Raw genomic sequence first — 16,570 nt, 5'->3', positions numbered from 1 at the left:
CGGAGGAAATCAAAAGAAAAAGCCGCTCCGAGGAGCGGCTTTCTGTTGACTAGGGAAAACTTAAGCAGTTTCGCCGTAAACAGACACGGTAATGTCGACCACGACATCGGTATGCAAAGCCACGCTGACCGTGCTGTCACCCACCACCTTGATAGGTCCTGTGGGCATGCGGACTTGCGCTTTGGCCACGGCATAGCCGTTCTTGGTGAGTTCTTCAGCGATGTCGAAGTTGGTGACAGAACCGAACAAGCGTCCGTCCACACCGGCTTTTTGGCTCAACTTGATGGAAGTACCGGCCAGTTTTTCACCTTGGGCTTGAGCCGCTGCCAGCTTCTCAGCTGCAACTTTTTCAAGTTCGGCGCGGCGGGCTTCGAATTCCTTGATGGCGCTTTCAGTGGCGCGACGAGCACGGCCTGAAGGGATCAAAAAGTTGCGTGCATAACCATCTTTCACCTTGACGATTTCGCCCAGGTTGCCGAGGTTCACGACCTTGTCGAGCAGAATAATTTGCATGGTCGTTTCTCCTTAGATTTTGTGCTGGTCGCTGTAAGGCAACATGGCAAGAAAGCGAGCACGCTTGATGGCCGTGTTGAGCTGACGCTGGTAAATGGCACGGGTGCCGGTCAAACGCGCGGGAATGATTTTTCCGTTTTCGGCAATGAAGTCACGCAAAGTATCGATATCTTTGTAATCGATCTCCTCTACGCCAGTGACGGTGAAACGGCAAAAGCGCTTACGCTTGAACAGCAAGGATTGCGTGTTGCGCTTGGGGCGCTTGTCTTTGTTGAATTTCTTGAACGTAGCCATGATCTGGGCTTTCTATGAAATTGACTGAAAATTTTGAATATGAAGAACAACGTTTTTGCTATTGCGCGGAGAGGCGATAAAACCTGTGAATTGCCAAAGGCTACCTAAAGGAAGCTGAACCAATCGCTCAGCCAGAGCTCCAATGGCAACGGTTTTGACGCTTGCTTTGACTTGGCGTTGCTGCCCTGCTTCTTCGATCTCAGACTCATGTTCGAGTCTCAAATCAAGCGCTGGCAGACCTACCGGGGTGTACCGCAAAGCAGAAACCTCTGCGATACAAGCGGTCAAAACAATCTGATTCACACCTTGCAATGAACCGCAAAAACTTAGGCCGAGAACTCGGCTTGTTGAGCTTTGCGGGCTTCTTCGCGCTCAACCGTTTTCATCATCGAAGAAGGCGTTGTGTCAGCCTTTTTCTTGAACACGGTCAGATGGCGCAACACAGCATCGTTGAACTTGAATGCATGCTCGAGTTCAGACATCACCGCCTGATCTGCTTCGATGTTCAAACAGATGTAATGGGCTTTGGCCAACTTGTTGATCATGTAAGACAGCTGGCGTCGGCCCCAGTCTTCCATACGGTGAATGGCACCGCCACCTGCGGTGATCATGCCTTTGTAACGCTCCAGCATGGCTGGCACTTGTTCGCTTTGATCCGGGTGGATCAGCAAAATGATTTCGTAATGACGCATGGACACTCCTTGAGGGTTAAAGCCACCCACGGCGTCAGACGTGGTGTAGCAAGGGAAAGCCTACGATTATAGTCAATTTTTGTTTGAAGAGATTTTACTAAACAGCCACCCCATCAATAAGCCCATTGGAACGCCAAAAACAGCGGCGCAGGTTGGATCCAGTCCCCACCAAACCGTGTCATCAGGCCGGAGTTGCAGCTTCATGTGTACCCAAGGGTGATTGGAAACGATGTAGTAAAAGGACAGGCCCAATCCCGAGATCATGGCAACAATGGCCCCCACTCGGTTCATGGCTGACCAATAAATTCCCAACAGCAGCACAGGAAAGAAAGTGGATGCGGCCAATGAAAAAGCACAGGTGATCCAAAACAAAATATTAACCGGACGATGGGTCGCGAACCAAGCCGCCAACAAAGCCACCACCATGAGCAAGATTTTGGACAACATCACCCGCCGCAAAGGGGGTGCTTGTGGCGCCGCCGTCTGAAAGTACAAGTCTTGCGCCAATGCGTTAGAAATGGTCAGCAACAGGCCGTCTGCCGTCGACAAGGCCGCAGCCAAAGCCCCAGCAGCAATTAAACCCGTGAATACGGGCGACAAACGCGCGATTTCGGGCACAGCCAGCACCACGTAATCGTTGAAGAATCGGACGTCAGAGAACTGCACCGTGCCGTCCTGATTGAAGTCTTCGACGGTCAGCAATGCCAGTTTGCGCAATTTGAGTCGATCCGCCCAATCAGGTAATTGGTCGATATTCACACCCACCAACTCTGTCAAGACAAAAGACTTGATCAACACCGCCAAGGCTGAGGCACACGCATAAACCACCACAATGAAAATCAAGGCCCAGGCCACGGAACGCTGCGCTTGTACCGGACTTGAAGCTGTATAGGAACGCACTAACACGTGCGGCAAAGCTGCGGTCCCCACCATCAAACAAAACACCAAGGCAACCGTGTTCACCCAGCCTTGGTTCCATCCTGTCAAGCCAGGCGCTTGAAACCCAACCGGTCGATTGAGCGTCTGAGTCAAATGTTCACGCTCAGTCCACCATGCCTGAGTCAGTTGGTCGACCCCGGTCTCTCGCCAAGCCGGGTTGCTTTCCAAGGCTTGGATTTCACGCAAAGTTGCCCCCTCAGCTTTGGCTTGTGAAATTTTTCGTGCGATCAATTGCCGCTCTAGAGCGCGAGCGGCAATTGGATCCGCGATCTTCAGGTCCAAATCTTGAATACGTATTGCAATCGCCTGCCGCGTGAGTTGCTCTGCAGGATCAGCCTCAATTTCTTTGGCTCGGCGCTCTATGGAGTGCAAGGACTGCGCCGCAGCCAAAGGCAACACCGGATGGCCCTGGGTCTTCCATGACACCGCAACGCCCAAAGCCACCATAGACGCGACGATGACCACGCACTGCACCACTTGAGTCCAAGTGACCGCCCGCATCCCCCCCAAAAAAGAGCACAGCAAAATGCCCCCCAGAGCCAAGAACACGCCCAATTCAAAAGTCAAACCCGAGAGCATGGAGGCAACCAATCCGATGCCATAAATCTGGGCTATCAAATAAACACTGGAGCACAGGATCGCCCCCCATGCAGCCAGCCATCGAACGGCAGTGCTGTCAAAGCGCCGACCTAAAAAGTCAGGAATGGTGATGGCCGATGACCTATTGAGCTTGGCAGCGAACAAAAATCCCAACAAACAAAAACCACCGGTCCATCCGAGAACATAAGCAAGACCGCCGGCGTGACGACCATCGCCAACAAAACCATCCGAGAGCAATAACCCAGTCAACCCAATGAATGATGCGGCGGACATCCAGTCTGCCGCAGTGGCCATGCCATTGAAAGGCGCGCTGACACGACGCCCTGCCACGTAATATTCATCGGGGTTACTGGTTCGGCAAAACAGACCGATCAAGGCATAACCAATGATCGACGCCACCAAAAAAAACCCATTGATCAGGGACTTGGAGACACCCAGCAAGTCTGCCAGCCAAAGCGCCAAGGACAAGGTCGTCAACCCCATCAAGCCTGCCAGGACCAAACGCCATCGCCAAGGCCTAAAACTCATACAGGGACTCCGCCGGTTGACGCGCCCACCACCAAGCCAACAGGGCATAAAACACCGGCAGGGCTTGTGCGACCAACCAGAAATGAAGAGCCGTTCGATCGGGCCAGAACCAAGCCGCAGCCAAAGCGACCACCGTCACGAACACCAGCAAAAACAAGCCGACACACGTGCGCTGGGACAACACCCCTGGGGCCGTTGTGGGGATGGCTTGTTCACCCAAGTCTTCGAAAGGAGCATGCGTTGGCTTGTACATCACAGAGCGTTGTAACAGCTATAAGCAAAGACGCACCCTAGGATTGCCCCGAGGTGCGTCTCATCCGTTTCATCTCTAGGCTTACTTTGCCAAAGACTTCCAAGTTTCAATCACGCTGTCGGGATTGAGGGAGATTGAACTGATGCCCTGATCCGCCAGCCAATGCGCGAAATCGGGGTGGTCACTGGGTCCCTGACCACAAATGCCAACGTATTTGGAATGGGACAAACAGGCGCTGATGGCCTGGGTGAGCAAAGCCTTGACAGCAGGATCTCGCTCATCGAAATCAGCGGCCAAAAGCTCCAAGCCCGAATCGCGGTCAAGCCCTAAGGTGAGCTGCGTCAAGTCATTGGATCCAATAGAAAAACCATCAAAAAATTGCAAGAAGTCTTCCGCCAAGATGGCGTTGCTGGGGACCTCACACATCATGATGAGCTTGAGGTCATCGACGCCACGCTTCAATCCGTGATCAGCCAGCAACTGGGTGACACGCTCAGCCTGTTTCAAGGTGCGAACAAAAGGCACCATCACTTGAACATTGGTCAGTCCCATGTCAAGTCGCACACGTTTCAAGGCCTCACACTCCATGGCAAACGCTTCACCAAAGTCTTCGCTGATGTATCGGGCTGCACCACGAAAACCCAGCATGGGGTTCTCCTCTTCGGGTTCGTAACGGCTGCCGCCAATCAACTTGCGGTACTCATTGGATTTGAAGTCTGACAAACGCACGATCACAGGCTTGGGCCAAAAGGCTGCGGCGATGGTCGCCACGCCTTCGGCCACTTTGTCGACATAAAAAGCGCGGGGAGAGGCATGCCCACGTGCGACCGATTCAACGGCCTTCTTCAAATCAGCATCCACATTGGGGTAATCCAAAATCGCCTTGGGGTGAACGCCGATATTGTTGTTGATGATGAACTCCAAACGCGCCAAGCCCACGCCTTCATTAGGCAGTTGGCAAAAGTCAAATGCCAACTGTGGGTTGCCCACGTTCATCATGATCTTGGTCTTGATGTCGGGCATCGTGCCACGCTGAACTTCGGTCACTTCGGTTTCGAGCAAACCGTCGTAAATGAAGCCGGTATCTCCCTCGGCACAACTCACCGTCACCAAGGTGCCGTCCTTGAGAAGTTCTGTGGCGTCCCCACAGCCAACGACAGCCGGGATCCCCAATTCACGGGCAATGATGGCGGCATGACATGTCCGTCCACCCCGGTTGGTGACGATGGCGCTGGCACGCTTCATCACCGGTTCCCAATTGGGGTCGGTCATATCGGTGACCAAGATATCGCCCGCCTGCACTTGGTCCATCTCGCTGATGCTGTGAACCAAACGCACAGGGCCTGTGCCAATCTTCTGCCCAATGGCGCGCCCCTCAGCCAAGACAGCACCATGGCCTTTGAGTTTGTACCGAAACTCGGACTGGCCTTTTTGTTGGCTCTTCACAGTTTCAGGACGTGCCTGCAAGATGTACAGCTGACCGTCGGTGCCATCTTTGCCCCATTCGATGTCCATCGGACGGCCATAGTGCTGCTCAATCACCATGGCGTAACGGGCCAACTGCTCAACATCGTCATCGGTCAAAGAGTAACGATTGCGCAATTCGGTGGGCACATCGGTTGTTTTGACCAATTTGCCAGAGGCCTTTTTCTCTTCAGGCGTCGCAAATTCCATTTGAATCAGCTTCGAGCCTAAATTACGTCGAATCACTGCCCGCTTGCCCGCTTGGAGCATCGGCTTGTGAACATAAAACTCATCTGGATTGACGGCGCCCTGCACCACAGTTTCTCCCAATCCATAGCTTGATGTGATGAACACCACATCTTCAAAACCAGACTCGGTGTCGATGGTGAACATCACGCCTGCGGCCCCCAAATCAGAGCGCACCATGCGTTGCACGCCAGCCGACAAAGCTACATCAGCATGGGCAAAACCCTTGTGCACGCGGTAGCTGATGGCTCGGTCGTTGTAGAGGGAGGCAAACACTTCTTTCATTTTGTGCAGCACATCCTCGATGCCATGCACATTCAGAAATGTTTCTTGCTGCCCAGCAAACGAGGCATCAGGCAAGTCTTCGGCTGTGGCAGAAGAACGCACGGCAAAAGAGGCCTCTGGGTTGCCTGATGACAAGGTGATGAAGGCCTCACGGATGGCTTTCTCGAGATCTGCCGGGAAAGGTTGTGCCTCGACCATCGCGCGAATCTCGCCCCCCGCTTGGGCCAAAGCACGCACATCGTCGGTATCCAAGGCTTGCAAGCGTGCGTTGATGCGCTCAGTCAAACCGTCATGCTGCAAAAACTCTCTAAAGGCGTGGGCAGTGGTTGCAAAGCCCGTGGGGACACGCACACCGGAAGGAAGTTGCGAAATCATCTCGCCGAGGCTGGCGTTTTTACCGCCGACCGACTCGACGTCGGTCATCCTCAGGTTTTCAAACGGAACGACCAAGGCGGTCGGACTGAAAAGTGCAGACATGGGAAAGCTCCAGAAGTTAAAACCGACCAGACCATGCGGCGGCTGCAACCTTGTAATTCTTGGAGGGGGTTGGGTTGTCGCATGTCTAAATTTGGATAATGTCCCATTGTAGGTCGCCAACACAGAAAGTTTTCATGCCCAACCCCACCGTTTTTTTCGTCTCAGACGGCACTGGCATCACCGCCGAAACATTTGGCAATGCCATCTTGGCGCAGTTTGAGTTGAAGTTCCGCCATGTTCGCCTGCCCTTTGTCGACTCCGTGGACAAGGCGCACCAAGCTGTTCGTCAAATCAACCACACCGCTGAAGTCGAAGGACGTAAACCGATTGTTTTCACCACCCTGGTGAACATGGAAGTCCTCAACGTCATCACTGAAGGGTGCAAGGGCATGTTGCTGGACATGTTTGGCACCTTCGTCAACCCACTTGAGAAAGAACTGGGCATCACCTCGAACCACCGCATCGGTCGGTTTTCAGATGCCAGCAAGAGCAAGGAATACCACGACCGGATCGAAGCCATCAACTTCAGCCTGTCCCATGACGATGGGCAACTCAACCGGGACTTGGAGTTGTCGGATGTGATCTTGGTGGGTGTCAGTCGCAGCGGCAAAACACCCACCAGCTTGTACTTGGCCATGCAATACGGGCTGAAAGCGGCCAATTACCCGTTGATCCCCGAAGACTTTGAGCGCCGTCAATTGCCCCCGGCATTGATGCCCCACAAAAAGAAAATATTCGGATTGACGATTCAACCTGAACGTCTGAGTGAAATTCGAAATGAACGACGGCCCAACTCCAGGTATGCCAGCTTGCCCAATTGTCGGGACGAGGTGTCAGAAGCCGAAGCCATGATGCGCAGAGCAGGCATCAGGTGGCTCTCCACAACACACAAGAGCATTGAAGAAATTGCCACCACCATCCTGCAAGAGATCAGCCCTGAACGGCTGATTTACTGACGGACCTGTTTACAAGCCAATGGCTGCAATACCAGCCTTGGCAATTTGAGCGTCTTCGTTTGACTTCACGCCACTCACGCCGACAGCTCCAATGCACTGTCCGTCCTTCAGAATCGGCACGCCGCCCTCAAGCAAGCCATTCAAATCTGGCGCACTCAGAAACGCCACACGCCCGCCATTGATCACATCCTCGTAAATCTTGCTCTCGCGTCGTCCGAGTGCCGCGGTATTGGCTTTCGCGGGAGCCATATGGGCAGAAAAGGGAGGCGCCCCATCCAAGCGCTGCAAGCCCAACAAATGGCCACCATCGTCCACAATGGCAATGGTCACAGCCCACTGATTTTTCAGGGCTTCCGCCTCAGCAGCGGCGGCAATCAATTTGACGTCCGCAGACTCAAGAACATGCTTTGTTTTCATGGTGTTTATACCTATCAGTTGAACAACAGGGCCAGAGCATAACGTTTTGTCGCGGTGAGCCCAGTTGCAAACTCAAGAAATAAACCTCCCAAAAAGTAGGTTGTCCTTGACTTCGGCAACTCAGCCCTAAAATATCAGCCATCTGCATGTGCAGGTGTTTCTGGAGATCGTGAGATGAACGACCAAGTCCATAGCTTTGACTACGACGTACTTCCGGCGCAACAACGCAATCGCGTGATGCGCAATACCTACTGGCTGCTCGCGCTGAGCATGCTGCCCACCGTCTTGGGTGCATGGGTAGGTGTCGCCACTGGCATCAGCTACGCCCTGTCCGGCGTGATGGGTATGATTTTGATGTTGGCAGGCGCCTTTGGGTTCATTTACGCCATCGAACGCACCAAAGAAAGCGCCACCGGGGTCTACGTGCTCCTGGGCTTCACCTTCTTCATGGGTTTGATGCTTTCTCGCATGATCGCCATGGTGCTGGGCTTTAAAAATGGCGCCGAATTGGTGATGACCGCTTTTGGTGGGACTGCCGGCGTTTTCTTCTTGATGGCCAGCTTGTCCACGGTCATCAAACGTGACCTCTCTGGCATGGCCAAATGGCTCATGGTCGGCGTTGTGGTGCTCATGGTCGGCAGCATCATCAACATGTTTGTGGGCTCTTCAGCCGGCATGATGGTCATCTCCATGCTGTCGATGCTGATATTCAGCGCCTTCATGCTGTACGACCTCAAGCAAATTGTGGATGGCGGCGAAACCAATTACATCAGCGCCACGCTGACTTTGTACCTGGACGTCATCAACGTGTTCCAAAGTCTGTTGGCTTTGTTGGGCATTTTTGGTGGCGAGCGCGAATAAATCCTGGCTCACGCATAAAAAAAGAGACCCTCGGGTCTCTTTTTTTATGCCAACTCGAAAACGGCCATGCTTTCTACGTGTGCCGTGTGCGGGAACATATTCACGGCGCCCGCATGCGTACAACGATAACCAGCCACGTTCACCAGCAACCCTGCATCGCGTGCCAACGTGGCTGGATTACAGCTCACATACACAATGCGTTTGGGAGGCAGCCACCCTTGGCGTAATTCGGGTTGCTCGTTCAATGAAGCCAATGTTTGTGCCAAAGCAAAAGCACCCTCCCGAGGCGGGTCGACCAACCATTTGTCTGCCACTCCGTCTTGGATCAACAACTCTGGTGTCATCTCAAAGAGGTTACGAGCCACGAATTGCGTTGGCGCCAAAGAAGCTTGATGCAAGCTTTGGTTGTGAAGCAAATTTTCGCGTGATCGAACGACCAGTGCTTCGCTGCCTTCAATACCCAACACCTCGCGCGCAAGCGTTGCCAATGGCAAGGTGAAATTTCCCAAGCCACAAAACCAATCGATCACGCGCTCATGGGCTTGCACATCCAACAATCGCAACGCTCGGGTCACCAACACACGGTTGATATGGGGGTTGACCTGCGTGAAATCCGTGGGTTTGAATGGCATGGTGATGCCATATTCAGGCAGTGCGTAGGACAGCTGCTCTGACGGCTGGTCAACCAGCAAACGAACCGTGTCTGGCCCCTTCGGCTGCAACCACCATTGCACATGGTGCTGGACGGCAAAGTCATGCAAATGGGTCAAGTCCCCATCGCTCAAAGGTTCGAGGTGGCGCAAAACCAGGGCCGTGACGTGGTCGCCACAGGCCAATTCAATTTGGGGACAGGTCTCACGCGCTTGCATGCGTCCGATCAGGTCGCGCAGGGGCATCAGCAACGCCTCGACATGTGGCGGCAAGATGGGGCAATGCTGGGTATCGGCGACATAGCGACTCTTGCGCTCGTGAAAGCCTATCAACACGACGCCCTTCTTGACCACATACCGCACCGAAAAACGGGCACGGTAACGGTAACCCCAAGCGGGCCCCTGAATTGGGCGCAACAAAGTCTCTGCTTTGACTTTCCCCAAATGCCAGAGGTTGTCCTCCACCGCTCGCTGCTTCACAGCCACTTGGGCTGTCGCATCCAAATGCTGCATCTTGCAACCGCCGCAGGCTCCGGCATGCAAACCAAAGTGCGGACAACCCGGCGTCACGCGTTGGGATGATTCACGAAAAACCTCAATCAGCGAGCCCTGCTCCCAATTGTTTTTTTTGCGGTGAATGTTGGCACTGACCACCTCAAATGGGAGGGCCCCATCCACAAACACCACCTTGCCATCGGCGCGATGGGCCACCCCTTGGGCGTCAAGGTCCATGGATTCAATGTGCAAGGCATGTTCAGGCCATACCGTATCGGCCGAATTCGACATATCAGACTCAGTTAGCGGGCAAATATTTGGTGGGGTCCACCGGCTTGCCTTGGCGGCGAATTTCAAAATGGAGCTTCACCTGGTCGGCGTCGCTGTTGCCCATTTCAGCGATTTTTTGCCCTTGTTTGATGGCTTGGTCCTCTTTCACCAGCAAGGCTTGGTTGTGAGCGTAGGCCGTGAGATAGGTGTTGTTGTGCTTGAGGATGATCAGGTTGCCATAGCCGCGCAGACCCGAACCGGCATACACCACGCGGCCATCGGCAGCGGCCAACACCGGGTCACCCGCTTTGCCTGCGATGTCCAAGCCTTTGTTTTTGACCTCATCGAAACCCGCAATCAAATTACCGCGCGTAGGCCATTTGAAAACCAGTGCTTCCTCCGTCGCATCTGCGGCTGGTGTTGATGGCGGTGTCAAAGCGGGAGCAGGAGACACCGGGAGTTTGGTGGGGGCAACGGAAACACTGGCAGATGCCGCGGAGGCGTTGGTCATCGGAGCAGAAGGCAAAACCGGACGAACGACGACCATATCTTGGCCAGGTGGCACAACCCGCAAGACCTGCCCTGTTTCAATCAGGTTGGGGTTTTCAAGACCATTCCAACGCACCAAATCCCGCCAGGATTGGCCATGGTCCATGCCAATGCGAATCAGGGTGTCGCCAGGTTTGACGGTATAAAAACCGGCCTTGCCTGCATTCTCAGCACCCAAAATCAGCTTGTTGGCAGGCGCAGAGTTGGCGGAGGTTCTGTCTTCCACTGGCGCCGGGCGACCTTTGCTGGCGCAACCCGACATTCCCACGAGGGTCATCCAGGCCACCATCACCCACAGTCCAGCACGCAACATCCGATGTTCTCCCACGTCAAGCAACCCCAGATTTTAGAGGCACGAAGTGCACCGCCTCGAGCAAACTCTGATGCACACCATGAGGCGTTTTGTCAATCACCAACAGGGCTTGTTGACCCTGGGTGGTTTGCATGGGCGCCACGATGCGCCCACCCACGGCCAGCTGATCGATCCAAGCTTGCGGCAAAGCCTCCCCACCAGCCGCTGCAATGATGGCGCTGTAAGGCGCCCCCTTGGGATAACCCAACATGCCGTCACCAAAAATCACATGCACATTGGGCAGTCGCAAAGGCCTCAAATTTTCGCGTGCCTTGTCATGCAAACCGCGCAAACGCTCAATGCTGTACACCTCGCGTGCCACGTGTGACAGCACGGCGGCTTGGTAACCACAGCCCGTACCGATCTCCAGCACCCGTCCCAACGGGGCTTCACCCTGCAAGCCCGGCGCTTCGCGCAGCAAAGCAATCATTCGGGCCACTACGTTGGGTTTGGAAATGGTTTGTCCCAGACCTATTGGCAAACTGGTGTCTTCATAAGCCTGGTTGACCAAAGCACTGTCCACAAAGCGATGACGCTCAGTCCGGCCCATGGCGTCCAACACCACGTCATCCGTCACACCCTGGGCAGCCAATTTTTGCACCATGCGCGCGCGCACCGTCGAAGAATCCAACCCCACCCCGACAGGACTTGCCATTGGCACAGGCTTGGTTCGCATGGGCGACTGAGGGGTCAAAACGCGTGTGGCACCCAGCAAGCTTTCGGGTGGCTTGGAGGTCTTGTCCGAATCCAAACGGGCCGGAAAGCTGGGACGCGGCTTCATCATCAAGCCCGTGCCAAACGCTGGCGCCAAGTGGGCAGTTCTGCGTGCTCGGTCAAGTCCACATGCAAGGGCGTGACAGAGAGGTGCCCCTCAAAGGTGGCATGAAAGTCAGTGCCATCGCTGTCATCTTTGGCCGCTCCTGCGCTGCCGATCCAGTACATGGTCTGTCCACGGGGGCTGGTTTGGGTGATCACACGTTCGGCCGCATGGCGACGCCCCAGTCGCGTCACACGCAGGTCTTTGATCTGCTCAAGTGGCCGACTGGGAATATTCACATTGAGCAACCAAGGGTCCGCTGCACCAGACTGCTGCGACATCAACTGCTCGACCAAAACGCGTGCTTTGGCGGCTGCCGCATCCAAGTGAGCCCACCCCTTTTCAACTTGCGAAAAAGCAATGGCTGGAATGCCAAATAAATAACCTTCCATGGCCGCCCCGACCGTGCCGGAGTAGATGGTGTCATCCCCCATATTGGCCCCGTCGTTGATGCCCGACACCACCAAATCTGGCTTGTAGCCGAGCAAGCCGGTCAAAGCGATGTGAACACAGTCGGCCGGTGTGCCATTGACATAACGAAAGCCGTTGAGCCCTTGATGCACGTACAAAGGGGAATGCAAGGTCAAGGCATTTGACTTGGCGCTGTTGTTTTGTTCGGGCGCCACCACCTCGACATGCCCTAAATCTTTGAGCGCTTCATACAAAGCCACCAGACCGGGGGCCTGGTAACCGTCGTCGTTGGAAATCAAAATGTTCATGCAAGCCCTAGGGTTAACCACGAATTGTAGAGGCTAGTGGAGCGCACAAAACGCAAAAAAGCCCATCCAAAGATGGGCTTTGAAGAAGCGGATGAACCCAGCTGTTTTGGGGAGGCGCCCCCCCCCAAGTGGTCAACCCATCACGGTGTTAAGCGTGTGCTTTGTTGTAGTTGGCAATGCCATCCATGATTTCTTTTTTGGCCGATTCTGGGCCTTCCCAGCCATTGATCTTGACCCACTTGCCTTCTTCCAAATCTTTGTAATGTTCAAAGAAGTGGGCGATGGTTTTCAAGCGCAAGGGATTCAGATCTTCAGGTTTTTGCCACTGGGTGTAAATCGACAAGATTTTGTCAATCGGGACGGCCAACACTTTGCCGTCTTCACCCGCCTCGTCGGTCATTTTCAAAATGCCAATGGGGCGGCAAGGCACCACCACGCCAGGGATCAAAGGCACAGGCGTGATCACCAAAACATCCACCGGATCGCCGTCACCACTGATGGTTTGTGGCACGTAGCCGTAGTTGGTGGGGTAATGCATGGCCGTGCTCATGAAGCGATCGACGAAGATGGCGCCGGTCTCTTTGTCAACCTCGTACTTCACAGGATCTGCGTTCATCGGAATTTCGATGATCACATTGAAAGCTTCGGGCACATTTTTACCGGGTTTGACGTTATCTAAGGACATGGTGTCTCGTTGGAAGGTTGAAAGAAACTCTACGGATTAACCCCCATTTTACTTTCACAAGCCTTTCGCACCCGACGCACTTGCTTTAAAGTGTCTGAGTTGGCCAATCACAGCGCAGAGATCTCTCAATGGCTGGAGGAAGCAACGCAGCGGTGGTGCCTAGGCAACCCAAGCGTTGGCTCCACCTCCCCGGGAAACAACATCAAGGAGTACATCTCTTATGTCTGCCAACAATGCGCTTCTTTTCGCGCTCGCTTGTGGCCTGGTCGCCGTGATCTACGGGTTCTGGGCACGCTCTTCCATCCTCTCCTTAGACGCGGGCAATGCCCGAATGCAAGAAATTGCAGCAGCCATCCAGCAAGGTGCAGCCGCTTACCTTGCCAGGCAGTACCGAACCATTGCATTGGTCGGTGCGGTCTTGGCCATTTTGATTGGCTTCTTTTTAGGCTTGCAAACTGCCGTTGGGTTTGTGTTTGGTGCAGTGCTGTCAGGGGCTTGCGGTTTCATTGGCATGAACGTTTCCGTCAAAGCCAACGTGCGCACCGCACAAGCCGCCACCCATGGCATTGGCCCAGCCCTCGATGTGGCGTTCAAGGGCGGTGCCATCACCGGCATGTTGGTGGTGGGTCTTGGCCTTTTGGGCGTCGGTGGGTTTTACGGATTTTTGGTCGGCAACGGCAACCTCACGCCCGATAAATCGTTGGCCACCTTGCTCAACCCCTTGATGGGTTTTGCCTTTGGCTCTTCCTTAATTTCCATCTTCGCTCGTTTGGGAGGTGGCATCTTCACCAAGGGCGCTGACGTAGGTGCTGACTTGGTGGGCAAAGTCGAAGCAGGCATTCCAGAAGACGATCCCCGAAACCCAGCCGTGATTGCAGACAACGTGGGCGACAACGTGGGCGACTGCGCCGGCATGGCGGCCGACTTGTTTGAAACCTATGCGGTGACCTTGATCGCCACCATGATGTTGGGCGCACTGATGGTGGTCAGCGCCCCCACCCAAGCTGTTCTGTACCCCTTGATGCTGGGTGCGGTGTCCATCTTGGCCTCCATCGTGGGGTGTTTTTTCGTCAAGGCCTCGCCCGGCATGAAAAACGTCATGCCCGCCCTCTACAAAGGCTTGGCGGTTGCAGGCGTGTTGTCCTTGATAGCTTTTTACTTCGTCACCCGCGCCATCATGCCCGACGACGCCTTGGGTGCCGGTACCCAAATTCGGCTTTGGGGCGCCTGCGCTGTCGGCTTGCTGTTGACCGCGGCCTTGGTCTGGATCACCGAGTACTACACCGGCACGCAATACCCACCGGTGAGGCACATTGCACAAGCCTCGACCACGGGTCACGGCACCAACATCATTGCAGGCTTGGGTGTGTCCATGCGTTCAACCGCGTGGCCCGTGCTGATGGTCTGCGCAGGCATCTTGTCGGCTTACCAACTCGGCGAACTGTATGGCATTGCCATCGCTGCCACCGCCATGCTCAGCATGGCCGGCATCGTGGTGGCATTGGACGCTTACGGCCCCATCACCGACAACGCCGGTGGCATTGCGGAAATGGCCGAGCTGCCCAAGTCCGTGCGTGACGTGACCGACCCCCTGGACGCCGTGGGCAACACCACCAAAGCCGTGACCAAAGGCTATGCCATTGGCTCAGCCGGTTTGGCCGCTTTGGTGCTGTTTGCCGACTACACCCACTCGCTGGAAAGCCGAGGACTCAACATCGCCTTCAGTTTGAGCGATCCCAAAGTGATCGTGGGTCTGTTCATTGGCGGCTTGATTCCCTACCTCTTTGGCGCAATGGCCATGGAAGCCGTGGGGCGGGCTGCGGGTTCGGTCGTGGTCGAAGTGCGTCGTCAATTTGCCGATGGACAAATCATGGCGGGCCAGCGCAAACCCGACTACAGCGCTGCAGTCGACATGTTGACCACAGCGGCCATCAAAGAAATGGTCGTCCCTTCCTTGCTGCCCGTGGTGGTTCCCGTCATCGTCGGTCTGACCTTGGGTGCCGCGGCCTTGGGCGGCTTGCTCATGGGCACCATCGTGACGGGCTTGTTCGTGGCGATCTCCATGTGCACCGGGGGTGGGGCCTGGGACAACGCCAAAAAATACATCGAAGACGGCAACTTTGGTGGCAAGGGCAGCGAAGCTCACAAAGCAGCCGTCACCGGCGACACCGTGGGCGACCCTTACAAAGACACGGCGGGTCCCGCCGTCAACCCACTGATCAAGATCATCAACATCGTGGCCTTGCTGATCGTTCCCTTGCTTTGACAAGCACTTGCTGAACCTACAAAACCCGCTTCGGCGGGTTTTGTTTTTTGTGGTGCTTGCTGAGGCAAAATCGGGCCCATGTCTGAACGTGTCATTGAGTTGGTTGACCAACGCCTCCAAGCCCTTGCTGCGGTGGTCCCTGCGCAGCCCATCCTCGCCCAAGGAGAATTGACAGACGCTTTGGGTCGGCCCCTGCATGATTTGCGCATCAGCGTGACCGACCGCTGCAACTTCCGTTGCAGCTATTGCATGCCCAAAGAGGTGTTCAACAAAGACTACACCTACTTGCCCCACAGCGACTTGCTGAGCTTTGAAGAAATCACCCGTTTGGCGACCGTCTTCGTAAGCCATGGCGTGCGCAAAATTCGTCTCACCGGTGGAGAACCTTTGCTGCGCAAAAACCTCGAAGTGCTGATCGCGCAACTGGCCGCTTTGAAAACGCCTGACGGTGCTCCACTCGACTTGACCCTCACCACCAATGGCTCACTGCTTGCACGCAAAGCGCAAGCCCTCAAAGAGGCAGGATTGAACCGAGTCACCGTCAGCCTCGATGGCATGGACGATGCCGTGTTTCGCGCCATGAACGATGTGGACTTTCCGGTGGCTGATGTGTTGGAAGGCATTGCCGCAGCGCAAGCCGCAGGCTTGGGCCTTGACAGCCAAGGCCGCAGCAGCGGGCTCAAAGTCAACATGGTGGTCAAACGCAGCACCAATGTGGACCAAATCTTGCCCATGGCCCGCCATTTCCGTGGCAGCGGCATCACGCTGCGCTTCATCGAGTACATGGATGTCGGTGCGACCAACGGTTGGTGCATGGACGACGTGTTGCCCTCAGCCGAGGTGATTCGCTTGATCCAACAAACCTACCCCTTGGTGGCACTTGAACCCAGCGCCCCCGGCGAGACCGCACAGCGCTGGGGCTACGCCGATGCGTCGGGCCAATTCGACCCGAACTTGGGCGAAGTGGGCGTGATCAGCAGCGTCACACAAGCGTTTTGCCGTGACTGCAACCGCGCCCGTTTGTCCACCGAAGGTAAGTTGTACCTCTGCTTGTTTGCCAGCCAGGGCTATGACCTGCGTCAGTTGCTGCGCCAACCCCACAGCACCGATGCGGATTTGGCCTCGGCCATCGGTCACATCTGGCAAGGCCGCGACGACCGTTACTCCGAACTGCGTGCCAGCCAAGTTGCTGACACACACCCTGCGGTGCGCCGGGTTGAGATGAGCTACATCGGTGGCTAA

The 16,570-nt window shown here is 55.2% G+C and carries 17 protein-coding genes; 4 read left to right on the top strand and 13 right to left on the bottom strand.

Features of this window, described 5'->3' with window-relative positions:
• Positions 1-60: 60 nt before the first annotated feature.
• The 7 genes from rplI to ppsA all read right to left on the bottom strand — a co-directional run bounded on the left by rplI (position 61) and on the right by ppsA (position 6,291).
• Positions 61-513 (bottom strand): 50S ribosomal protein L9, encoded by a 453-nt coding sequence (gene rplI, locus ACKWJN_RS10385; RefSeq protein ID WP_408596638.1) that lies wholly within the window; start codon positions 511-513, stop codon positions 61-63.
• A gap of 12 nt (positions 514-525) precedes the next feature.
• On the bottom strand, positions 526-807 hold the full coding sequence (gene rpsR, locus ACKWJN_RS10380) for a 30S ribosomal protein S18 (protein WP_066706571.1): 282 nt from the start codon (positions 805-807) through the stop codon (positions 526-528).
• A 12-nt stretch (positions 808-819) separates the two neighbouring features.
• A complete protein-coding gene (gene priB / locus ACKWJN_RS10375) occupies positions 820-1,110 on the bottom strand; it encodes a primosomal replication protein N (protein WP_408596635.1) in 291 nt (96 codons plus the stop codon).
• 23 nt (positions 1,111-1,133) lie between these two features.
• The gene (gene rpsF / locus ACKWJN_RS10370) at positions 1,134-1,499 is read right to left on the bottom strand and encodes a 30S ribosomal protein S6 (RefSeq protein ID WP_408596633.1); all 366 of its coding nucleotides are present in this window, start codon (positions 1,497-1,499) and stop codon (positions 1,134-1,136) included.
• A gap of 72 nt (positions 1,500-1,571) precedes the next feature.
• Positions 1,572-3,566, bottom strand: a complete 1,995-nt coding sequence (locus ACKWJN_RS10365) for a VC_2705 family sodium/solute symporter (RefSeq protein WP_408596631.1) — start codon at positions 3,564-3,566, stop codon at positions 1,572-1,574.
• Positions 3,556-3,819: a hypothetical protein gene (locus ACKWJN_RS10360; protein ID WP_408596629.1), complete on the bottom strand. Its 264-nt coding sequence runs from the start codon at positions 3,817-3,819 to the stop codon at positions 3,556-3,558. Before ACKWJN_RS10360 ends, ACKWJN_RS10365 begins: the two co-directional genes overlap by 11 nt.
• Before the next feature lie 81 nt (positions 3,820-3,900).
• Positions 3,901-6,291 (bottom strand): phosphoenolpyruvate synthase, encoded by a 2,391-nt coding sequence (gene ppsA / locus ACKWJN_RS10355; protein ID WP_408596627.1) that lies wholly within the window; start codon positions 6,289-6,291, stop codon positions 3,901-3,903.
• Between the two features lie 134 nt (positions 6,292-6,425).
• Here ppsA and ACKWJN_RS10350 point away from each other — a divergent pair, with 134 nt between their 5' ends.
• Positions 6,426-7,247, top strand: coding sequence for a pyruvate, water dikinase regulatory protein (locus ACKWJN_RS10350; protein ID WP_408596625.1), 822 nt, complete (start codon positions 6,426-6,428; stop codon positions 7,245-7,247).
• Positions 7,248-7,256: 9 nt separating this feature from the next.
• On the opposite strand, the gene ACKWJN_RS10345 is transcribed toward ACKWJN_RS10350, so the two are convergent.
• Complete coding sequence (locus ACKWJN_RS10345) at positions 7,257-7,664, bottom strand: GlcG/HbpS family heme-binding protein (RefSeq protein ID WP_408596623.1); 408 nt, start codon at positions 7,662-7,664, stop codon at positions 7,257-7,259.
• A 174-nt stretch (positions 7,665-7,838) separates the two neighbouring features.
• On the opposite strand from ACKWJN_RS10345, the gene ACKWJN_RS10340 reads away from it, so the two are divergent.
• A complete protein-coding gene (locus tag ACKWJN_RS10340; protein ID WP_408596621.1) occupies positions 7,839-8,525 on the top strand; it encodes a Bax inhibitor-1 family protein in 687 nt (228 codons plus the stop codon).
• Positions 8,526-8,569: 44 nt separating this feature from the next.
• On the opposite strand, the gene rlmD is transcribed toward ACKWJN_RS10340, so the two are convergent.
• From rlmD to ppa, 5 genes are all read right to left on the bottom strand, one after another.
• Positions 8,570-9,961 (bottom strand): 23S rRNA (uracil(1939)-C(5))-methyltransferase RlmD, encoded by a 1,392-nt coding sequence (gene rlmD, locus ACKWJN_RS10335; protein ID WP_408596619.1) that lies wholly within the window; start codon positions 9,959-9,961, stop codon positions 8,570-8,572.
• Positions 9,962-9,968: 7 nt separating this feature from the next.
• Complete coding sequence (locus ACKWJN_RS10330; RefSeq protein ID WP_408596617.1) at positions 9,969-10,802, bottom strand: peptidoglycan DD-metalloendopeptidase family protein; 834 nt, start codon at positions 10,800-10,802, stop codon at positions 9,969-9,971.
• Between the two features lie 16 nt (positions 10,803-10,818).
• Positions 10,819-11,622 (bottom strand): protein-L-isoaspartate(D-aspartate) O-methyltransferase, encoded by an 804-nt coding sequence (locus tag ACKWJN_RS10325; RefSeq protein ID WP_408596761.1) that lies wholly within the window; start codon positions 11,620-11,622, stop codon positions 10,819-10,821.
• 2 nt (positions 11,623-11,624) lie between these two features.
• A complete protein-coding gene (gene surE / locus ACKWJN_RS10320; protein WP_408596615.1) occupies positions 11,625-12,377 on the bottom strand; it encodes a 5'/3'-nucleotidase SurE in 753 nt (250 codons plus the stop codon).
• A 148-nt stretch (positions 12,378-12,525) separates the two neighbouring features.
• Positions 12,526-13,062: an inorganic diphosphatase gene (gene ppa, locus ACKWJN_RS10315; RefSeq protein WP_408596613.1), complete on the bottom strand. Its 537-nt coding sequence runs from the start codon at positions 13,060-13,062 to the stop codon at positions 12,526-12,528.
• Positions 13,063-13,282: 220 nt separating this feature from the next.
• Here ppa and ACKWJN_RS10310 point away from each other — a divergent pair, with 220 nt between their 5' ends.
• Positions 13,283-15,328, top strand: a complete 2,046-nt coding sequence (locus ACKWJN_RS10310; RefSeq protein WP_408596611.1) for a sodium-translocating pyrophosphatase — start codon at positions 13,283-13,285, stop codon at positions 15,326-15,328.
• A gap of 78 nt (positions 15,329-15,406) precedes the next feature.
• Positions 15,407-16,570, top strand: coding sequence for a GTP 3',8-cyclase MoaA (gene moaA, locus ACKWJN_RS10305; RefSeq protein ID WP_408596609.1), 1,164 nt, complete (start codon positions 15,407-15,409; stop codon positions 16,568-16,570).

Origin of the sequence: Limnohabitans sp., assembly GCF_046052825.1 — a bacterium.
Lineage (GTDB): Bacteria > Pseudomonadota > Gammaproteobacteria > Burkholderiales > Burkholderiaceae_C > Limnohabitans.
This window is presented reverse-complemented; position numbering and strand designations above follow the sequence as displayed.

Bases quoted from the DNA above. Each gene is read 5' to 3' on its own strand.
- rplI (WP_408596638.1), bottom strand. From the start codon at position 513: ATGCAAATTATTCTGCTCGACAAGGTCGTGAACCTCGGCAACCTGGGC.
- rpsR (WP_066706571.1), bottom strand. From the start codon at position 807: ATGGCTACGTTCAAGAAATTCAACAAAGACAAGCGCCCCAAGCGCAAC.
- rpsF (WP_408596633.1), bottom strand. From the start codon at position 1,499: ATGCGTCATTACGAAATCATTTTGCTGATCCACCCGGATCAAAGCGAA.
- ACKWJN_RS10365 (WP_408596631.1), bottom strand. From the start codon at position 3,566: ATGAGTTTTAGGCCTTGGCGATGGCGTTTGGTCCTGGCAGGCTTGATG.
- ACKWJN_RS10360 (WP_408596629.1), bottom strand. From the start codon at position 3,819: ATGTACAAGCCAACGCATGCTCCTTTCGAAGACTTGGGTGAACAAGCC.
- ppsA (WP_408596627.1), bottom strand. From the start codon at position 6,291: ATGTCTGCACTTTTCAGTCCGACCGCCTTGGTCGTTCCGTTTGAAAAC.
- ACKWJN_RS10350 (WP_408596625.1), top strand. From the start codon at position 6,426: ATGCCCAACCCCACCGTTTTTTTCGTCTCAGACGGCACTGGCATCACC.
- ACKWJN_RS10345 (WP_408596623.1), bottom strand. From the start codon at position 7,664: ATGAAAACAAAGCATGTTCTTGAGTCTGCGGACGTCAAATTGATTGCC.
- ACKWJN_RS10340 (WP_408596621.1), top strand. From the start codon at position 7,839: ATGAACGACCAAGTCCATAGCTTTGACTACGACGTACTTCCGGCGCAA.
- rlmD (WP_408596619.1), bottom strand. From the start codon at position 9,961: ATGTCGAATTCGGCCGATACGGTATGGCCTGAACATGCCTTGCACATT.
- ACKWJN_RS10330 (WP_408596617.1), bottom strand. From the start codon at position 10,802: ATGTTGCGTGCTGGACTGTGGGTGATGGTGGCCTGGATGACCCTCGTG.
- ACKWJN_RS10325 (WP_408596761.1), bottom strand. From the start codon at position 11,622: ATGAAGCCGCGTCCCAGCTTTCCGGCCCGTTTGGATTCGGACAAGACC.
- surE (WP_408596615.1), bottom strand. From the start codon at position 12,377: ATGAACATTTTGATTTCCAACGACGACGGTTACCAGGCCCCCGGTCTG.
- ppa (WP_408596613.1), bottom strand. From the start codon at position 13,062: ATGTCCTTAGATAACGTCAAACCCGGTAAAAATGTGCCCGAAGCTTTC.
- ACKWJN_RS10310 (WP_408596611.1), top strand. From the start codon at position 13,283: ATGTCTGCCAACAATGCGCTTCTTTTCGCGCTCGCTTGTGGCCTGGTC.
- moaA (WP_408596609.1), top strand. From the start codon at position 15,407: ATGTCTGAACGTGTCATTGAGTTGGTTGACCAACGCCTCCAAGCCCTT.